This is a genomic window from Breznakia pachnodae, assembly GCF_030814225.1.
In the GTDB taxonomy this organism is placed as follows: domain Bacteria; phylum Bacillota_I; class Bacilli_A; order Erysipelotrichales; family Erysipelotrichaceae; genus Breznakia; species Breznakia pachnodae.
This window is the reverse complement of sequence record NZ_JAUSUR010000007.1, coordinates 93,372-109,036: the sequence shown is the minus strand read 5'-3', so window position 1 is coordinate 109,036 and position 15,665 is coordinate 93,372. Positions and strand designations below refer to the sequence as shown.

General features: G+C 33.3%; 24 protein-coding genes and 9 tRNA genes. 26 read left to right on the top strand and 7 right to left on the bottom strand.

The window, feature by feature from the left end; translation table 11 throughout:
- Nucleotides 1–24 precede the first annotated feature (24 nt).
- On the top strand, nt 25–1,071 hold the full coding sequence (mutY, locus tag J2S15_RS16595; RefSeq protein ID WP_307410345.1) for an A/G-specific adenine glycosylase: 1,047 nt from the start codon (nt 25–27) through the stop codon (nt 1,069–1,071).
- Nucleotides 1,072–1,310: 239 nt separating this feature from the next.
- Entirely contained in the window at nt 1,311–2,183 is an 873-nt protein-coding gene (locus tag J2S15_RS16590) for a DegV family protein (protein WP_307410343.1), read from the top strand.
- Between the two features lie 399 nt (nt 2,184–2,582).
- Here the strand turns inward: J2S15_RS16590 and J2S15_RS16585 are convergent, their stop codons facing one another.
- Both J2S15_RS16585 and J2S15_RS16580 read right to left on the bottom strand, forming a co-directional pair.
- A complete protein-coding gene (locus J2S15_RS16585; RefSeq protein WP_307410342.1) occupies nt 2,583–3,467 on the bottom strand; it encodes a DMT family transporter in 885 nt (294 codons plus the stop codon).
- 70 nt (nt 3,468–3,537) lie between these two features.
- The gene (locus J2S15_RS16580; protein WP_307410341.1) at nt 3,538–3,870 is read right to left on the bottom strand and encodes a hypothetical protein; all 333 of its coding nucleotides are present in this window, start codon (nt 3,868–3,870) and stop codon (nt 3,538–3,540) included.
- Nucleotides 3,871–4,258: 388 nt separating this feature from the next.
- Between J2S15_RS16580 and J2S15_RS16575 the strand changes: the two genes are divergently transcribed.
- Genes J2S15_RS16575 through J2S15_RS16560 form a run of 4 tightly spaced genes read left to right on the top strand, consistent with a single transcriptional unit; the run spans nt 4,259 to nt 6,564 of the window.
- Nucleotides 4,259–4,777, top strand: a complete 519-nt coding sequence (locus J2S15_RS16575) for a GNAT family N-acetyltransferase (protein ID WP_307410339.1) — start codon at nt 4,259–4,261, stop codon at nt 4,775–4,777.
- Between the two features lie 10 nt (nt 4,778–4,787).
- Nucleotides 4,788–5,456 carry an ABC transporter ATP-binding protein gene (locus J2S15_RS16570; protein WP_307410337.1) on the top strand — a complete coding sequence of 223 codons (669 nt, stop codon included), beginning with the start codon at nt 4,788–4,790 and terminating at the stop codon, nt 5,454–5,456.
- Nucleotides 5,440–6,315 carry a hypothetical protein gene (locus tag J2S15_RS16565; RefSeq protein WP_307410335.1) on the top strand — a complete coding sequence of 292 codons (876 nt, stop codon included), beginning with the start codon at nt 5,440–5,442 and terminating at the stop codon, nt 6,313–6,315. The genes J2S15_RS16570 and J2S15_RS16565 overlap by 17 nt, the downstream gene beginning before the upstream one ends.
- Nucleotides 6,316–6,327: 12 nt before the next feature.
- Nucleotides 6,328–6,564 (top strand): hypothetical protein, encoded by a 237-nt coding sequence (locus tag J2S15_RS16560; RefSeq protein WP_307410333.1) that lies wholly within the window; start codon nt 6,328–6,330, stop codon nt 6,562–6,564.
- A 45-nt stretch (nt 6,565–6,609) separates the two neighbouring features.
- Here the strand turns inward: J2S15_RS16560 and J2S15_RS16555 are convergent, their stop codons facing one another.
- The 4 genes from J2S15_RS16555 to J2S15_RS16540 all read right to left on the bottom strand — a co-directional run bounded on the left by J2S15_RS16555 (nt 6,610) and on the right by J2S15_RS16540 (nt 7,990).
- Nucleotides 6,610–6,810: a hypothetical protein gene (locus J2S15_RS16555; protein WP_307410331.1), complete on the bottom strand. Its 201-nt coding sequence runs from the start codon at nt 6,808–6,810 to the stop codon at nt 6,610–6,612.
- A 124-nt stretch (nt 6,811–6,934) separates the two neighbouring features.
- Nucleotides 6,935–7,020: transfer RNA gene (locus tag J2S15_RS16550), tRNA-Leu, on the bottom strand.
- A 108-nt stretch (nt 7,021–7,128) separates the two neighbouring features.
- A complete protein-coding gene (locus J2S15_RS16545; protein ID WP_307410329.1) occupies nt 7,129–7,785 on the bottom strand; it encodes a suppressor of fused domain protein in 657 nt (218 codons plus the stop codon).
- 119 nt (nt 7,786–7,904) lie between these two features.
- Nucleotides 7,905–7,990, bottom strand: a tRNA-Leu gene (locus tag J2S15_RS16540).
- A gap of 86 nt (nt 7,991–8,076) precedes the next feature.
- Here J2S15_RS16540 and proB point away from each other — a divergent pair.
- Complete coding sequence (gene proB / locus J2S15_RS16535; protein WP_307410327.1) at nt 8,077–8,844, top strand: glutamate 5-kinase; 768 nt, start codon at nt 8,077–8,079, stop codon at nt 8,842–8,844.
- A gap of 3 nt (nt 8,845–8,847) precedes the next feature.
- On the top strand, nt 8,848–10,092 hold the full coding sequence (locus J2S15_RS16530; RefSeq protein ID WP_307410325.1) for a glutamate-5-semialdehyde dehydrogenase: 1,245 nt from the start codon (nt 8,848–8,850) through the stop codon (nt 10,090–10,092).
- A 20-nt stretch (nt 10,093–10,112) separates the two neighbouring features.
- Here J2S15_RS16530 and J2S15_RS16525 read toward each other — a convergent pair whose 3' ends face one another.
- Nucleotides 10,113–11,006 carry a diacylglycerol/lipid kinase family protein gene (locus J2S15_RS16525; RefSeq protein WP_307410324.1) on the bottom strand — a complete coding sequence of 298 codons (894 nt, stop codon included), beginning with the start codon at nt 11,004–11,006 and terminating at the stop codon, nt 10,113–10,115.
- 157 nt (nt 11,007–11,163) lie between these two features.
- Here J2S15_RS16525 and J2S15_RS16520 point away from each other — a divergent pair.
- From J2S15_RS16520 to J2S15_RS16435, 18 genes are all read left to right on the top strand, one after another.
- Nucleotides 11,164–11,240 (top strand) — tRNA-Arg (locus tag J2S15_RS16520).
- A gap of 15 nt (nt 11,241–11,255) precedes the next feature.
- Nucleotides 11,256–11,332: transfer RNA gene (locus J2S15_RS16515), tRNA-Pro, on the top strand.
- A gap of 13 nt (nt 11,333–11,345) precedes the next feature.
- Nucleotides 11,346–11,422: transfer RNA gene (locus J2S15_RS16510), tRNA-Met, on the top strand.
- A gap of 23 nt (nt 11,423–11,445) precedes the next feature.
- Nucleotides 11,446–11,522, top strand: a tRNA-Ile gene (locus tag J2S15_RS16505).
- Between the two features lie 17 nt (nt 11,523–11,539).
- Nucleotides 11,540–11,630, top strand: a tRNA-Ser gene (locus J2S15_RS16500).
- A 36-nt stretch (nt 11,631–11,666) separates the two neighbouring features.
- Nucleotides 11,667–11,743 (top strand) — tRNA-Met (locus J2S15_RS16495).
- A 3-nt stretch (nt 11,744–11,746) separates the two neighbouring features.
- Nucleotides 11,747–11,822, top strand: a tRNA-Phe gene (locus tag J2S15_RS16490).
- Nucleotides 11,823–11,914: 92 nt separating this feature from the next.
- Nucleotides 11,915–12,178: a hypothetical protein gene (locus J2S15_RS16485; RefSeq protein WP_307410322.1), complete on the top strand. Its 264-nt coding sequence runs from the start codon at nt 11,915–11,917 to the stop codon at nt 12,176–12,178.
- 154 nt (nt 12,179–12,332) lie between these two features.
- Nucleotides 12,333–12,626 carry a type 2 periplasmic-binding domain-containing protein gene (locus J2S15_RS16480; RefSeq protein ID WP_307410320.1) on the top strand — a complete coding sequence of 98 codons (294 nt, stop codon included), beginning with the start codon at nt 12,333–12,335 and terminating at the stop codon, nt 12,624–12,626.
- Nucleotides 12,627–12,717: 91 nt separating this feature from the next.
- A complete protein-coding gene (locus J2S15_RS16475; RefSeq protein WP_307410318.1) occupies nt 12,718–13,092 on the top strand; it encodes a hypothetical protein in 375 nt (124 codons plus the stop codon).
- A 19-nt stretch (nt 13,093–13,111) separates the two neighbouring features.
- A complete protein-coding gene (locus J2S15_RS16470) occupies nt 13,112–13,297 on the top strand; it encodes a hypothetical protein (RefSeq protein ID WP_307410317.1) in 186 nt (61 codons plus the stop codon).
- A gap of 106 nt (nt 13,298–13,403) precedes the next feature.
- Nucleotides 13,404–13,778, top strand: a complete 375-nt coding sequence (locus J2S15_RS16465; RefSeq protein WP_307410315.1) for a DUF3846 domain-containing protein — start codon at nt 13,404–13,406, stop codon at nt 13,776–13,778.
- Nucleotides 13,775–14,053, top strand: a complete 279-nt coding sequence (locus J2S15_RS16460; protein WP_307410313.1) for a hypothetical protein — start codon at nt 13,775–13,777, stop codon at nt 14,051–14,053. Before J2S15_RS16465 ends, J2S15_RS16460 begins: the two co-directional genes overlap by 4 nt.
- A gap of 12 nt (nt 14,054–14,065) precedes the next feature.
- Complete coding sequence (locus tag J2S15_RS16455) at nt 14,066–14,275, top strand: hypothetical protein (RefSeq protein WP_307410311.1); 210 nt, start codon at nt 14,066–14,068, stop codon at nt 14,273–14,275.
- 15 nt (nt 14,276–14,290) lie between these two features.
- A complete protein-coding gene (locus J2S15_RS16450; RefSeq protein ID WP_307410309.1) occupies nt 14,291–14,494 on the top strand; it encodes a hypothetical protein in 204 nt (67 codons plus the stop codon).
- Between the two features lie 6 nt (nt 14,495–14,500).
- The gene (locus J2S15_RS16445) at nt 14,501–14,986 is read left to right on the top strand and encodes a hypothetical protein (protein ID WP_307410307.1); all 486 of its coding nucleotides are present in this window, start codon (nt 14,501–14,503) and stop codon (nt 14,984–14,986) included.
- Nucleotides 14,983–15,330: a hypothetical protein gene (locus tag J2S15_RS16440; RefSeq protein ID WP_307410305.1), complete on the top strand. Its 348-nt coding sequence runs from the start codon at nt 14,983–14,985 to the stop codon at nt 15,328–15,330. Before J2S15_RS16445 ends, J2S15_RS16440 begins: the two co-directional genes overlap by 4 nt.
- Nucleotides 15,331–15,369: 39 nt before the next feature.
- Nucleotides 15,370–15,492 (top strand): hypothetical protein, encoded by a 123-nt coding sequence (locus J2S15_RS16435; protein ID WP_307410303.1) that lies wholly within the window; start codon nt 15,370–15,372, stop codon nt 15,490–15,492.
- Nucleotides 15,493–15,665 lie beyond the last annotated feature (173 nt).

Sequence of the window (15,665 nt, the reverse complement as noted above, 5' to 3'; positions counted from 1 at the left end):
GAAATTCTGTGTTATAATCTCTCTATGCGAATAAATATAGAAAACTTTAGAAACGATTTACTAAATTGGTATGATGAATATGCACGAGTACTACCATGGCGTAGTGAACCACTTCCATATTATGTATGGGTGAGTGAGATTATGCTGCAGCAGACACGAGTGGAAGCAGTAAAGCCATACTTTGCAAGGTTTATTAAGCGACTTCCAACACTGAAAGATTTGGCAGAAGTTGATGATGATGAGTTAAGAAAGCTATGGGAAGGTCTTGGTTATTATAATCGAGTAAGAAATATGAAGAAGTGTGCCATTGAATGTATGGATAAATATAATGGTTTCTTACCTTCAGCCTATGAGGAACTAATTGAACTTCCAGGTATTGGCAGTTATACTGCTGGTGCAATTGCTTCAATTGCTTATAAAGAAGTTGTTCCTGCTGTAGATGGAAATGTACTGCGCGTGTTTTCAAGACTACTGGCCAGTTATGATGATATAGGAAAAGAATCTACTAAGAAGAAATTTCATACAATTATTCAAGAGTATGTAAGTAAAGATCGACCAGATGCATTTAATCAGGCAGTGATGGAGATTGGTGCGATGGTCTGTGTTCCTAATTCTGCACCACGTTGTAATATCTGTCCAATTGTATCCTATTGCCAGGCGTATGAAACAGGAAAAGAACATGTATTACCAATCAAAGAAAAGAAACTAAAACGAAGAATAGAAAAAAGAACCATTGTGGTAATGGTTCATGATGGTAAGGTAGTTTTAAGAAAGCGGCCCCAAACTGGTCTTCTTGCAGATTTATATGAATTTATTAATTTGGAAGGTTATCATACAAAGAAACAATTAAAGGAATTATTTAATGATTCTTATACTATTAAATCAATAGAGAAACTGCCAACATCAAAACACATATTCTCTCATGTGGAATGGCATATGCACGGATATCTTATAGAAGTAGAAAATGTGAATGATGAACTACTTGCAAGTATCACTGATGTCGATGAACGTTATGCAATACCAACAGCATTTAAAGCCTATAAAGATATGTTAAAACATTATATAAAGTAAAAGAAAAGAAGTGTATATTATGACACTTCTTTTCCATTTTGTGTGTGTTTATAAGGGGATAGAAATGTATGTAATAGGGATAACATACATGCAAGGTTTCTTCCTTGCACCTATATAATATAAAAATCAAGTCTTTTAATTATCGTCTATTTTTGTGAAAGTATGTGAGATGAAACATCGACATCTTGATAGTTTTATCCTAAACCTATATAATAGGTATGGAACGAGGGAGAGAACTTATGAATAACTATATTATTGTTACAGATTGTACCTGTGATTTATCGATTGATGTAATTAACAAATATGACATCAAGGTAATTCCGATGGAATTTCGTTTGGGTGAACAAGATTACCTTCATAGTGCAGATTTCAAAGTATTTAATGAAGTTGGATTTTACAATCAGTTAAGAGAAGGTGTAGAGGCTTCTACTTCTCAGATTACACCATATACATATGAATCATTTCTTACACCATTATTAGAAGCAGGAAATGATATCCTGTACGTTGCTTTTTCTTCAGGATTAAGTAGTACATATTCTTCATCAGTGATTGCATTTGAAACGCTGCAAGAGAAGTTTCCGGATAGAAAGATTATTACTATTGATTCATTAGCAGCATCTGCTGGAGAAGGATTAATGGTTTATTATGCATGCTTAAACCGTGAAAATGGTATGAGCATTGAAGAAAACAAATCATGGATTGAAGAACATATTCAAAACTTTGCACACTGGGTTGTTGTGGATGACTTGCATCATTTAAAAAGAGGTGGAAGAATTTCGGCAGCTACAGCATTTGTTGGTTCTGCGCTAAGTATTAAACCAATTATTCATGTAAATGAAGAAGGAAAACTGATTAATGTGGGAAAAGCACATGGTAGAAAGAAATCACTTACTACAATTGCTAACAAGTTAAAAGAAACAATATCATCAAATGATCAAACGATTATGATTGCTCATGGTGACTGCTTAAGTGATGCGGAATTCTTAAGAGATAAGATTATGGAGATGGGAGTTGTGAAAGAAGTCATCATCTCAGAAATTGGTCCTGTTGTTGGAGCACACTCTGGTCCAGGAACCGTTGCACTATTCTATATGGGAACAACGAGGTATTAAGAAAACAATACTTACAAAAGTCGTTGGATTTTTAATATTATAAAGAATTATTTAGGCATGAATCACAGTTGAAAATCATGTTTATAAATGATAATATAACGATGAAGATTATGTGTTGTGAAATAATACAATAATTCTTCGTTATTATTGATAGCAATATCAAGATGTATGAAAACAGGCATCATAAGTTGTGGTCAATTGGGAAGACGATAAAACATCCCTATCCAGTGCGTTACATAAAAAATGTAAATGCATGTCTGGCAACTAGAATAAAAGTTGTGGTCAGTTGGGAAGACTATAAAATATCCCTATCTGGTGTATTGCATGAAAAATGTAGATACATGTCTGACAACCAGAATAAAACTTGTTATATTTTAAAAAAAAGGCGTTTGCCTTTTTTTAATTTGTTTTTCTTCTTTCTGATATAAATAATCCAAATAAGGTAAGGGCACTACCGATTAGAATACTGGAACTGATTGGCTCATCCAAGATGATCCATGAGAATAAAACAGTTACAACTGGAACTAAATAAATATAAGCACTGGAGCGGATAGCACCTAATACTTTAATTGTATAATTCCATGATACAAAGCAGATGGCAGAAGCACCTAGTCCCAAATAAATAAGATTAAACAGATTTACTGGGTCCTTAAATTGTTCCAGAGTTGGACTGAAATCCATAAAGAATAAACAAGGAATCATAAATAATAATCCATAGAAGAAAATGATTCTTGTTGATTGAACAGTTGGGTAGTGAAAGGTTGATATCTTTCGCATCAGGATGGAGTAACAAGCCCAGACCATGGCAGAAAGAACAGCTAAGAAATCTCCAATTGGATTCACTTCAATACTATCACTTCCCTGAAAACTAATTAAGGCAATACCGATAATTGCAAATACAAACCCAATCATAAAGTTGCGATGAATTTTTATGTCCTTAATTAGAAAGTGAGATAGAATTGCAGTAAAGAATGGTGCTGTTGATACAATAACACCAATGTTTGATGCCAGTGAATAGTTTAATGCAATATTCTCAAATAGAAAATATAAAGTAACACCAGTTAATCCTGCTCCCATAAAGTATAATCTCTCTGTGCGATTCTTTGGTTGTAGTCGTTTTGGATAAAACAAGAACAAAGCAAGGAAACCTATACAGAAACGAATGAATAGAATTTCGATTGGTGTAAATGAATTTAATAGTACTTTTGTAGATACAAAAGTAGTTCCCCATATAATAACAGTAAACACAGCTGATACGTGTGCGAAATATTTTGATTTTAACATAGTTCCCCCATTAACAATGAGGTCATTTTATCACAAACAAAAAGGAAACAAAATAGTTTCCTAAGAGTTATTATAAATAAGTAAATCCTTCTTGCATAAATATTGATTCCATCTCTGTAAGTAATTGATGTTCACATGGATGGACAGGTGATGAAGCCTTCTTGGTTGCTCCACCGACTGCTAAGTTAATATCGATCAAGTTGTCGGATATCGTAAAGGAGATCGTGTACATCAAGGTTTCCATAAGTTTTTGGTTAAAGTGTTCTCCAACAACATGAATCAAAATGTTATCAGAAGCGAAATGAGAGTTCATTTTGCGTTCTGCGTTTGGTAAATTATTTAGAAGAATCTTTACTTTATCATGAAGATTATCACCTTCATATGTATAAAAGCGCTGTAACATATCCCATCCATCCTTTCTCCTTGAGTCTATCTTAGCACTAGTTGAGAAGAATGTTTACTAAGACAAACGAGAAAAATAAAAAGCCGTTGGCTTAGGGGGACCAACGACTTTTTTAACTTCTATATTGAGGGAATACTTGAATATTAATATTTAATATAAAATCTATTTGTGAGAAAAATTAAGGGAACAAATTAATATTCATTACTATAGAAGTTGTCCACTTTCCTATTATATCAAGTGGTAATTATATAATATCACAAATAGGTAGAATGTCATCTCTAATACACGTAAAAATGCATAAAATTTTTATAATTATAAATTAATTACTTATAATTTATAGAAAACTTGAAAAAGTGATGCTAAAATATAGTATAAATGAGGTGGTTTTATGAAACTTGAACTTGTTCGACCAACACTAGAATTAAAAAAGAAAGCATTGGCTTATCGTCAGGAACATTTTGATTATGATGAGCGAGTAATTAATGGCAGTGAATTGTTTGATCAGATTGATTCCTATGATGAGTGGCTAGATAAAGTAAATAAAAATAGTAATGCTGAAACTGTTGATCCTAATTGGGTGGTTACAGATACCTTTTTTGCAGTAGATAGAGAACATGATTGTATTGTAGGAATGATTGACTTGCGTCATACCTTAAATGATTTCTTAAAGAACTTTGGTCACAGTGGATATAGTGTACGACCAAGTGAAAGAAATAAAGGATACGCCAGTGAAATGTTAAGACAGTTACTGGATGTAGCGAGGGCTGCAAATATGCCAGAATTATTATTATCAGTAGCCAAATCAAATGAAGCATCAATTAAAACAATTATAAAAAATGGAGGAGTTTATCATCGCAGTTTTGAATACGATGGTGAGTTAGCAGATATTTATAGAATAGAATTATAGGGGAGGACAAATGAAATCAATTAAACTGGAGAACATGAGTTTTTCTTATACAGATGAACCATTTTTGAAAAACATTCAACTAGAGATCACAGAAGAAGATAAGTGTATCTTTCTACATGGAAGAAATGGAAGTGGGAAATCAACCCTTCTTAATATATTGTGTGGATTACTAAAACCAATTGAAGGGAAAGTGAAACGTCAGGATATGAGTATTGCATTTTTGCCTTATGAATCAATCTTATTTAAAAATTTAGATGTACTAGATAATTTAAAATACTATTATCGTAATTTCTGTAATCAGAATTTTTCTTTAGATGACCCAAAAGTAAGCAATCTGTTATCACTTCTGGAAATTGATTTTTTTGATCGTAAAGTTGCAAATTGTTCCAGTGGAGAACAAAAGAAAATAGCACTCGCTTGTGTATTATTTATGGAAGCAGATTTGGTTATCTTGGATGAACCATTTGTTGCTGTTGATTATCAGAGCCTTGATACGATTATTCAGTTAATTAATACCTATAAACAACATCAAGTTTTCTTGATTACAACCCACTCTTTCTCCATTATGGAAAAGGTGGTAGACCGTCTTTTGATTTTAGAAAATGGTACAGTCACTTTAGATAGTAGTGATGCAAAAGAAATTCAAAACTACAGGAAGCATGATGAAAGAATTACTTAAAGCAGATATATTAAATTATCGGGTATGGGGTTTATTAGGTGTTATATTAATTTTAAGGTTTATAAATATTGATGCAAAATATAGTTTGCTTGGTTATTGCATTATAATGTTTGGGATATATCATTTCTTAGAAAATGATCGAAGTGGCTGGCTGAACTTCTTTATTTATCCAAAAAATATCATTTTTATTGTATTGGATAAAATAATTATCACTTGTTTTTATGGAACTCTCGCTTTTGTATTGTTTAGTTTTCATAACACAATGTATCATTATGTTTATATTGCATCATTCAGTATGGTTTGTGCAACAATCTTTCTGGTGTATAATTTTCTTATTCCAGATGGATATTTAAATAATTATATTATCAATTCAGGAAAAGCATTAGGAAGTATATTTATGCTTGTAAGTGTGTATTATCCTGAAAACTTTGATATCATTTTTAATGAATGGTATTTATTTATCATAATTGGGTGTATGATTGTATGGATACTTACTCTTTTATCTTCGAGAGTAAGGATGAAAAAGAAAGTAATGCATGATATTGTCTTAGATAATATTATGCCAGATATTAAGTTTGCTTATGCAGTTGCTCATGGTAACTGGAATACTTCCATGAATCTTTCATTTATTGATCGGATGGTTTTGAATACAAACTTAAAGAACCCGTTTCTTTGGTACCTCTTGTCTTATTTGGATACAATGTCAAAAGGAATTGGGATTGCAGCACTTGCAGTGTTGATGGCACTTATATTTGAAGAATATATTATAGCAATATTTATTGGCATTATTGCCAGTATTTATTTTATATGGTTAGGTATTGTGAACTATAAAAAGTTAAAACGAATTAGCGTTTCTTAGGAGGAAAAGAAAATGGTTGAGTTATATATAATTTGCGGAAAGAAAGAATCGGAAGAAAATGTAGTGTTTATGATTGAGGAACCAGATACAACTGCAGATATGATTTTGACTAGAAAAGCACAGAATTTATTCAAAGAGTTAAAAGTAAATCATGATGATGTTTCAGGTATGCAAGCAGTATTCATAGCCAGAGATGATGAACAGAAAGCATTTGCCAGAGAAAAGTTTAAAAATGTAATTCGACACTAATATTATCATTAGTGTTTTTATATGAAAAAAACTGCATTCGCAGTTTTAACTTTTCTTTTGTTTCTCTTTTACATAGGCATCTACTAAAATTAATGCAATTACCATTCCAATAATTTCTGAAGCAAGGTTCATACAGAAATCATAGATATTGAAGTTGGGGTTACCAAATACTCCAAAGGTAAAGGTGATTGAGAATACCACTACCATTATTACTGACAATATTCTAAGTCTTTTATTTTCTAACATTCTTCTCTCCCATCTGAACACAATATAATTTTTATGTTCTATCATTATTCAAATGGATTATAGCATATTTATTTAAGTATATAAAAACGCTCAATTCTATATGTTGAGCGTTTGTCTTTTCTATTGGTGCAGGGAAAGGGATTTGAACCCTCACGAGCATGCGCTCACTCCCCCCTCAAGGTAGCGTGTCTGCCATTCCACCATCCCTGCGTGCTTTTTTATTATAACGTATTTTCACTTAGAAATATAGTTGCAGATATAAATTATTATTAACATCTAAAGTAGGAGAAACTTGCTAAGTTTCTCCACTTTATCATTTTATACTACTTCATCTCTTTCATAATCGGTTAATGAATTTCCGATTTTTTCTAATATCTCTTTTGTTGTTGATTCTTTATCCACGATACTTCGTAATTCCTTATCACTTAAACCTACAACACATATAAATTCAACTTTACCATGTGGAGTTTCAATCAGACCTGCTTCATCAGGTGCGGTTGCAAATCCAGTAAGTTTACTTTTTGCCTTTGCATCAAACCCATCAGTCTGTTTTGTCCAAATGTATTCATAAGGTTGGAATCCTCTTTGTGAAGAAAATGCATAGCGAGCCAGTGACTGTAAAATACCTACAACATTTTTGATTTCATCTTCATCAATCCATGGTAATTTCTTAAGCTTTACCGTAAGTTCAAAACCAGCACCACTCCACTCTGGATCATCTTCCTGATGTTTCTCATACAAATCAGAAAACCCATAGGTAACAAAATGCCAGAAGTCTCCTGCATCATAGATACTTACACCATCGAGAGGGTCATTACCACCAAGTCGATATTTAATAAGTGTGGCATAATGCTTTGGATCACTTTGTCCAGGGTACAATTGCTCAAAACGTGTGGTAATTGCATCCCATCCAGGTGCTGTGATTTCCTCTTCTATTTCTTCATTCTTTTTCTTAGCTTTATTAAATAGTCCCATATTGTTTCTCCTAAAGTGTTTACTTACAAAAATATTATATCATGTTTGTAGAAATCACAATCTAGTAAGGTTGTAATAAAATAAAAATTACACTCTTTGAGTGTAACTGTATTTAATAATGGTGCAGGGAAAGGGATTTGAACCCTCACGAGCGTATGCTCACTACCGCCTGAAGATAGCGTGTCTGCCATTCCACCACCCCTGCAGGATAATGTAATTATACTCCTTTTTCATTGAGATTGTAATATGAATGGGGTATAATTATAAAAATTAAAAGTTGAGGTAAATAAAATGAAAAGGATTGTAATTAAGGTTGGCTCTAGTACAGTAACTCATGAAAGTGGGTTATTGAATTTGAGAAAAATTGAAGAACTTGCAAAGATTATCAGTGATCTAAGTAACAAGGGAATGGAAATTGTTCTTGTTAGTAGTGGTGCTGTGGCAGCTGGTATGGGAAGAATGCAGTTACAATCTACCCCCTCAACTTTATGCGATAAACAGGCAGTGGCTTCGATTGGACAATGTGAACTGATGTATATTTATGATAAGTTCTTTTCACAGTTTGGAAAAGTAGTTGCACAGATGCTAATGACAAAACGGGTAATTTTAGATGATACATTACGTGAGAATGCGACACGAACAGTAGAGACATTGCTGTCATACCGTACGATTCCTATTATTAATGAAAATGATAGTGTAGCGACAGAAGAGTTGGTATATGGTGATAATGATACGCTTGGTGCTATTACTGCTCAATTAATTAAAGCAGAGATGTTGATTGTATTGAGTGATATCGATGGATTGTATGATAGGAATCCTAGTAAACATGAAGATGCAAAATTGATTCCAATTGTAGAAGAAGTGACTTCAGAAATTGAAGCAATGGCAGAAGATACTTCCACAAAAGTTGGAACTGGAGGAATGATTACGAAACTTGCAGCGGCTAAGATTGCAACAGAAGCAGGTTGTGATATGGTCATCTGTAATGGAAAAGATTTGAATGTGATTTATGATGTTGTAGATAACAAGCATGTAGGTACGTTATTCAAAAGGAGATAAGGTATGAGTGAATTAATTCTAAAAGGAAAAGCATGTAAAGACGCATCTTATGAGTTAATGAATTTGGATACAGATGCGAAGAATAAGATTTTAAAGTCGATTGCTGAAAGTTTAAAGCAAGCACAAGACAGTATTTTGGAAGCAAATCAGAAAGACATTGAACAGGCGAGAAAGAATGAACGTCCTGAATCGTTTGTGGATCGTTTGGCTTTGGATGAAAAACGATTAGATCAAATTATTGGTGGAGTACTTCAGGTAGTATCACTTCCTGATCCATGTAATATTGTATTGGATGAATGGGATCGTAGTGGACTACATTTCACAAAGCGAAGTGTACCAATTGGTGTCATTGGGATGATTTATGAAGCAAGACCAAATGTAAGTGTAGATGCTGCTTCTCTGTGCCTGAAATCAGGGAATGTATGTTTCTTACGTGGAAGTAAAGATACAATCTATTCCAACATTGCTTTGGTATCTGCAATGAAACAAGGAATTACAAATGCTGGATATAGTGAGCATTTTGTGGAGTTGCTTACAGATACTTCAAGAGAAAGCGCAACTGCCTTTATGAAACTGACTGACTATTTGGATTTGCTGATTCCTCGTGGAGGGGCAAACCTAATTAAATCAACGGTTGAAAATGCCAGTGTTCCTATTATCGAAACTGGTACTGGAAATTGTCATGTATTTGTGGATAAAGATGCTGATTTTCAAAAGGCGATTGATATTATTGTGAATGCAAAATGTCAGCGTGTAAGTGTTTGTAATGCATGTGAAAGTGTATTGATTCATAAAGATATAGTTGATGAGTTTACACCGTTATTAGTAAAAGCATTAAAAGAGCAAAATGTAATTATGCATGGTGATGAAGTTGTTTGTAAGTATGATGCAGATATGATACCTGCAAACGAGGAAGATTATGCTAAAGAATATTTAGATTATGAGATTTCAATAAAAACTGTAAATGATGTAACAGAAGCAATTCAGCATATTAACAAATATGGAACCCATCATTCAGATGTAGTTATTAGTGAAAACCAAGATGTTGTTACTCAGTTCTTAAACCAAATCGATAGTGCAGTAGTATATGCAAATGCATCTAGTCGATTCTCGGATGGTGAAGAATTTGGGTTCGGAGCGGAAATTGGGATTTCCACACAAAAAATCCATGCACGTGGTCCAATGGGATTAAGTGCACTGACTTCTTATAAATATATAGTTGTTGGCGATGGCACAATAAGAAAGTAGTATCCTTATATATAAGGATACTACTTTTTTGGTAATACTAATGTAATTGCTTTACTTAATAATGTTATTTCCGGATTCATTTCTGGAGTTACTTCTCCATCCATATTTAGAATAATTTCTTTATCACCTAGTATTTGTATTTTCTTACACTGCTTATGAGTAACAAAATCATAATCTAAATGCTTACCAGCTTTATACTTGCTGATTAAACTAACAACTCTTAAACGAGATAAAGCATTGATTGTTAGCACATCAATTAACCCATCATCGATAGTAGCTGAAGGGGTAGGATTGAAACCACCACCATAATACGTTGCATTGGCTGCTACAATAAAGATATAATCTTTTGCTGGTATGGTTTCTCCATCAATAACTAAACTGTGATGAAACTTCATTGATGATAAGAAACAATTAAATACAGATAGTAAGTAAGCGACTTTTCCATTAACAAATGGAAGTCGTTTAAATCGTTCCACCTTTTGCACCACATTCGCATCAAATCCAACCGATGCAATATTTAAACAGATTCTTCCATTACATGTAAGTAAGTCGCTTGGTACATCAATTGTTTCGTGATAATTCTTAAGCTTTAAAAAATCATCAATTGTATAATCAGAGAAATATTTAATAAAATCATTTCCTGTTCCAATTGGAACAATTGCTAATTTCGCATTAGGATAGCCATAGACACCATTAACAACTTCATTTAATGTTCCATCTCCTCCACATGCATAAAAACAAATATCCTCTCCAGTGTTTGCATATTGCTTCACAAGCTCTGTTGCATGATATTCTTCCTTGGTTAATTCGATTATATAGTCATACCCATCAAAGGCTATTTTAATCTGTTCAGATAGTTCTTTCGACTGATTTGACTTCCCAGCCGTTGGGTTTATAATAAAAACATGTTTCATGAATTGAGTCCCTCTGCTTTCAAGTGTAATTGATACAGCAAAAATAATCAATAATGGAATGAATTTTTCTTAGAATTTTAGTAAAAAAGGGTTGCAAAGCGAATAGAAGTTTGGTATTATGATAAAGCGCTGTAAAGATGCAAAAATTATTATTAATGCGCCCATAGCTCAACTGGATAGAGCGTCTGACTACGGATCAGAAGGTTGTGGATTCGATTTCTGCTGGGCGCGCCATTCTTTTAACTACAACGGGAAGTAGCACAGCTTGGTAGTGCACCTGGTTTGGGACCAGGGGGTCGCAGGTTCGAATCCTGTCTTCCCGACCAGTAAAAAATATTTGGCTGGGTAGCTTAGTTGGCTAGAGCATCCGGTTCATACCCGGAAGGTCGTGAGTTCGAGTCTCACTTCAGCCACCATTTATTTTAACTTTTTTGTAGCTGGACCCTTAGCTCAGTTGGTCAGAGCATCCGGCTCATAACCGGTGGGTCACAGGTTCGAGTCCTGTAGGGTCCACCATATTCAAATTTATATTCGGAGGAATACCCAAGTGGCTGAAGGGTCCGGTCTTGAAAACCGGTAGGTCGGGAAACTGGCGCCTGGGTTCGAATCCCAGTTCCTCCGCCATTAAATTTAAAATTGAATAACCGAAAAACCATTTATCGCGGGGTAGAGCAGTTCGGTAGCTCGTCGGGCTCATAACCCGGAGGTCGCAGGTTCAAATCCTGTCCCCGCAACCAAATGGTCCCGTAGCTCAGTCGGTAGAGCAAAGGACTGAAAATCCTTGTGTCGTTGGTTCGATTCCGACCGGGACCACCATTTGAAGAAGAATAGAGGCTCTTCAAAGATCACTTTTTGATCTTTGGAGAGTCTCTTTTTTGTTTATATAGGCTCAAGGAAGGAGGTGCAATATGAAACAGAAATCAAATGATATTATGCAAGTAACAGATGTGTTATATACAAACTTTATTAATAAGCTAGATGAATGCAATAAGACAAGATTGGGATTTGCAGAAACATATGATAAGAACTCAAGTTGGTTTACTAGGGTTGTGAGAGAGCGACACCCAACAATCCAATTACAGCTGATTGTTCAGATGGCAGAGTATGTAGGTTGTACACCAGCAGAGTTATTAACGGCTAGAAGTAATCATGAAATCGAAAAAAAAATCTAATTCTCCCGGCGACCAAACCATGAATTAGATTACTAATCGAACATGATCCAAAATTTAAGTAATAGTTTACTGAACTTTTCGTCATGTCTACACTCATATTATAGCAAATTTAAAAGATATTTCAATAGTATTTGATAAAAATGGAGGTTTATTTATGGAAGATAAACGTTATCTGAAGTTGATGAAGAATTGTACGAAAGAAGAAATCATTGATTTCTTTCTAAGTAATGGATTTGGATATTTCAGAAAAGATATAGATAAACAGATAAATGATTATATTTTGGAAGTTCAATATGAAAGAGTAATGAAGAAATTAGATGATAAAACAGTCGAATTAGAAGCAGCTTTTGGTACCCAGGAATTTCTAAGAATCAGCAGTCAAATAGATCAACTTTATGATCAATTAAATAGGATTCATAAAAAGCAATATCCAACAAGGAATAAGTAAAGCATGGAAAAGGGTTCAAGTCCACTTGGCCCGACCACAACTTCTTCAGTAAATGAAGACTTACATATGAAGAATAAAGGAGTTATAGGAAATGATAAAAGTTATTAAAAGAATTCTAATGATGATCATACTAGTATTACTAGCAGTGGCATGTAGTAATCATAAATTGACGGAAGGTGAAGTATATGAAAAAGAATATAAACCAGAATCATACACAACACAATTAATTCCAATGTCGATTTGTAATGGTGATAGTTGTACAACTTATCTGCAACAGTACGTATACTACTATCCAGAAAGGTATGCAATTCACATAAAAGCATTTTCTGAGGAGGATAATGAATGGATATATGACACGTATTATGTTAATGAAACTCAATTTAATGAAATCGTGATTGGCTCACAATTCATATACGATGAGGAACTTCATCTTGATGAAGAACCTTATACACGATCAAAAGATTAATAACGAAGGAGAAAGCATAATGTTGAAGAATAATAAACTACGTGAAGAATATATAAGAAATGAAGATAATTGGAAGTTATTATCAGAGCATCCTGATGGATTCAGAGTAAGAGTTTTAGAAATAGGTAGTCTTATATTTTACAAGTTTGAAATAAAAGTTTCCACTTTCTACAAATTGAAAGATAGCGATCCTGATACACATTGAGTAAGCATTGGAGTTTACATGAGAGAAGAAAGTGGTGTATTTAAGTTCATTAATCACTCAGTGAATGCAATGGTAACAGCAATTAAGGATTTAAAGGAGAAATTTAATGGGAAAGATTAAGGTACTAGTATACGAACCAAGTAAAATGCCTGAAGCAAGAGAAATTGAAAATACACTTGAAGTTTTACAAGAACTTGTAGGTGGTCATATAGAGAATGTGAGATTAGATTGTAATGTAAATTTGATATGCAATGAGGAAGGTAAAATTAAAAATCTTCCACCAAGTATTTATCTTTATAACGACGTCATTGCAGGAACTTGTATTTTTGCAGGAGATGATAGAGAAAATGAAGACTATAAATCACTTGATGATAGTCAAATTGTATCAACAATTTTATTAATAGCATCTCATAATGGAGATTATGATAATTTATTGAAATGTGCGAAGACAATATACTACAAAGAAGAGGTGAATGAATGATGAAACAAAAACAATTACTAGAACCGTGGATCTATAATATTTTAATCCACAGAAGAGAAAGAACATGTTTATTACCTAAACGAATTGTTGATCAGTATAGTGAACGTAGAATTATTAATGACCTGAAAAGACAAGGTGTAAGTGTCAAGATTGTTAAAGAAAACCATGCAGGAGAAGATGTGAATGCAATTCCAATTGATAATAAGAAACGAAGTAACGCTGGTCGCAAGAAGAAAAGCGCTGCAGTTACCAATTATATTATTGAACGAATATAGAAGGAGTTAGAAATGATAAACGATATTATATTTGGAATATTTGAAGAAAATGCAGTGGAAGACATGGGTAGATTAGTAGCTATGTTTTTCACAATAGAAGAAGCAGAAGGATATCTAGAACTTAAGAAAAGAGATGAAGGAATCAGTTTATTGCTAAAAGAAATATCAATTCTAAAGGCAAGGATTCTGCTTACAGATTTTCATCTAGGAGAATATAACTAAGGTGGTGTATGAATAATGAAAGCAGAAAACTTTAGATTTGCAGTAGCAGCGTTTACAACATTAGTCTATGTAGTATTGATTGGATACAAACTATATTTTAATGAAGACCTTGAACCTACAGGAATATTGTCGTTAATGATAATCCTGTGGCAAATCTTTGTGGAATTGAATGATATCAATAGGAAATTGAATCGTGATAATAGAAAAGAGTTAGAGTAAAGAACTATGAAATTACAAGATGTGACAGAGTTTAGCTATGCTGCATTATGGTCCAGTTACCTTGATGAGGTGGAAGTGTACTTAAAAAGAATGAATGCTACAGATGAGGAAAGATTAGATGTTTATGAATGGGTGAATGAAGGTAATGATTTTATGAACAATGGTGATTACATATACAAAGAAGATGGATCACCAGCAGATTATATTACTGCATTACGTTTGTTTGGAGAATTACGAAAAGAGAAATTAAAGGAGAAAAAAATGAAAGAATTTAATTATGAATTATTTAAGACTTCACTTGAAAATGCAAATAGAGCGATTTTAGGATTGAAGCGATCAGAACCAGGAAGTAGATTTCGCATGGAAACATGTGTAAATAAAGAATCAGTAAAGATTTATGTTATTAACAAAGGAAAAGTAACAAGGATCATTACAATAACTGGTCCAGATATAGAGATTGAGAATAAATCGGAAAGTGAAGGTGAATTATGAGCTTTGATGGAATATTCTTTGGAGTCACGGAAGAACAAAGAAGAGAAGCTTTAGAACAGTTATTTGAATCGTTAGGTATTGACCTTCATGCAGATATTGATGAAGTAATCGAAGGAAATTTGTCCCAAGAATATGTTGTTGAAACAATTGAAGAATTAGGTAAATGGATTGAAATGATTATAAACATTATTGATGAGAACTTTGAAAGAATCGATTTAGAGCTAGACACCTATGAAGGTGGAGAAGGTGCAGTGCTTGAATCAATGCTAAGTGTTTATAGAAGAACTAAAAAGATAAGTAGTTACGGTATTGATAACTTACAAGATAAGAAATTTAGCTCATGAGTTTTATGTAACAAGTATGAAAGGAAAGGACTTAAAAATATGATTTATGCAATTGTATTTATAGTATTTATGGGAACAGTATCTGCAGTAGGGATAACTAACTGCAGGTCACTAAATGAACGGATTAATTGTTCTGATAGTAACAATATAACTACAGATTAATTAAGATAGAAAGATATCAAAACAACTGGTATCTGAGATGTGATTGTACGAGGAGATGAAAGTAATCAGTAGCCCTCCAAATTTCTGATGACTTTCCTCTTCCTACAAACTATAAAAGATTATTTATATATATCTGATTAGGAATGTAAAACTGCCCGTTTAGTACTGATCAG

What these genes read in the sequence shown, in the direction of transcription:
- mutY (WP_307410345.1), top strand. Translation starts at nt 25, where the DNA reads ATGCGAATAAATATAGAAAACTTTAGAAACGATTTACTAAATTGGTAT.
- J2S15_RS16590 (WP_307410343.1), top strand. Translation starts at nt 1,311, where the DNA reads ATGAATAACTATATTATTGTTACAGATTGTACCTGTGATTTATCGATT.
- J2S15_RS16585 (WP_307410342.1), bottom strand. Translation starts at nt 3,467, where the DNA reads ATGTTAAAATCAAAATATTTCGCACACGTATCAGCTGTGTTTACTGTT.
- J2S15_RS16580 (WP_307410341.1), bottom strand. Translation starts at nt 3,870, where the DNA reads ATGTTACAGCGCTTTTATACATATGAAGGTGATAATCTTCATGATAAA.
- J2S15_RS16575 (WP_307410339.1), top strand. Translation starts at nt 4,259, where the DNA reads ATGAAACTTGAACTTGTTCGACCAACACTAGAATTAAAAAAGAAAGCA.
- J2S15_RS16570 (WP_307410337.1), top strand. Translation starts at nt 4,788, where the DNA reads ATGAAATCAATTAAACTGGAGAACATGAGTTTTTCTTATACAGATGAA.
- J2S15_RS16565 (WP_307410335.1), top strand. Translation starts at nt 5,440, where the DNA reads ATGAAAGAATTACTTAAAGCAGATATATTAAATTATCGGGTATGGGGT.
- J2S15_RS16560 (WP_307410333.1), top strand. Translation starts at nt 6,328, where the DNA reads ATGGTTGAGTTATATATAATTTGCGGAAAGAAAGAATCGGAAGAAAAT.
- J2S15_RS16555 (WP_307410331.1), bottom strand. Translation starts at nt 6,810, where the DNA reads ATGTTAGAAAATAAAAGACTTAGAATATTGTCAGTAATAATGGTAGTG.
- J2S15_RS16545 (WP_307410329.1), bottom strand. Translation starts at nt 7,785, where the DNA reads ATGGGACTATTTAATAAAGCTAAGAAAAAGAATGAAGAAATAGAAGAG.
- proB (WP_307410327.1), top strand. Translation starts at nt 8,077, where the DNA reads ATGAAAAGGATTGTAATTAAGGTTGGCTCTAGTACAGTAACTCATGAA.
- J2S15_RS16530 (WP_307410325.1), top strand. Translation starts at nt 8,848, where the DNA reads ATGAGTGAATTAATTCTAAAAGGAAAAGCATGTAAAGACGCATCTTAT.
- J2S15_RS16525 (WP_307410324.1), bottom strand. Translation starts at nt 11,006, where the DNA reads ATGAAACATGTTTTTATTATAAACCCAACGGCTGGGAAGTCAAATCAG.
- J2S15_RS16485 (WP_307410322.1), top strand. Translation starts at nt 11,915, where the DNA reads ATGAAACAGAAATCAAATGATATTATGCAAGTAACAGATGTGTTATAT.
- J2S15_RS16480 (WP_307410320.1), top strand. Translation starts at nt 12,333, where the DNA reads ATGGAAGATAAACGTTATCTGAAGTTGATGAAGAATTGTACGAAAGAA.
- J2S15_RS16475 (WP_307410318.1), top strand. Translation starts at nt 12,718, where the DNA reads ATGATAAAAGTTATTAAAAGAATTCTAATGATGATCATACTAGTATTA.
- J2S15_RS16470 (WP_307410317.1), top strand. Translation starts at nt 13,112, where the DNA reads ATGTTGAAGAATAATAAACTACGTGAAGAATATATAAGAAATGAAGAT.
- J2S15_RS16465 (WP_307410315.1), top strand. Translation starts at nt 13,404, where the DNA reads ATGGGAAAGATTAAGGTACTAGTATACGAACCAAGTAAAATGCCTGAA.
- J2S15_RS16460 (WP_307410313.1), top strand. Translation starts at nt 13,775, where the DNA reads ATGATGAAACAAAAACAATTACTAGAACCGTGGATCTATAATATTTTA.
- J2S15_RS16455 (WP_307410311.1), top strand. Translation starts at nt 14,066, where the DNA reads ATGATAAACGATATTATATTTGGAATATTTGAAGAAAATGCAGTGGAA.
- J2S15_RS16450 (WP_307410309.1), top strand. Translation starts at nt 14,291, where the DNA reads ATGAAAGCAGAAAACTTTAGATTTGCAGTAGCAGCGTTTACAACATTA.
- J2S15_RS16445 (WP_307410307.1), top strand. Translation starts at nt 14,501, where the DNA reads ATGAAATTACAAGATGTGACAGAGTTTAGCTATGCTGCATTATGGTCC.
- J2S15_RS16440 (WP_307410305.1), top strand. Translation starts at nt 14,983, where the DNA reads ATGAGCTTTGATGGAATATTCTTTGGAGTCACGGAAGAACAAAGAAGA.
- J2S15_RS16435 (WP_307410303.1), top strand. Translation starts at nt 15,370, where the DNA reads ATGATTTATGCAATTGTATTTATAGTATTTATGGGAACAGTATCTGCA.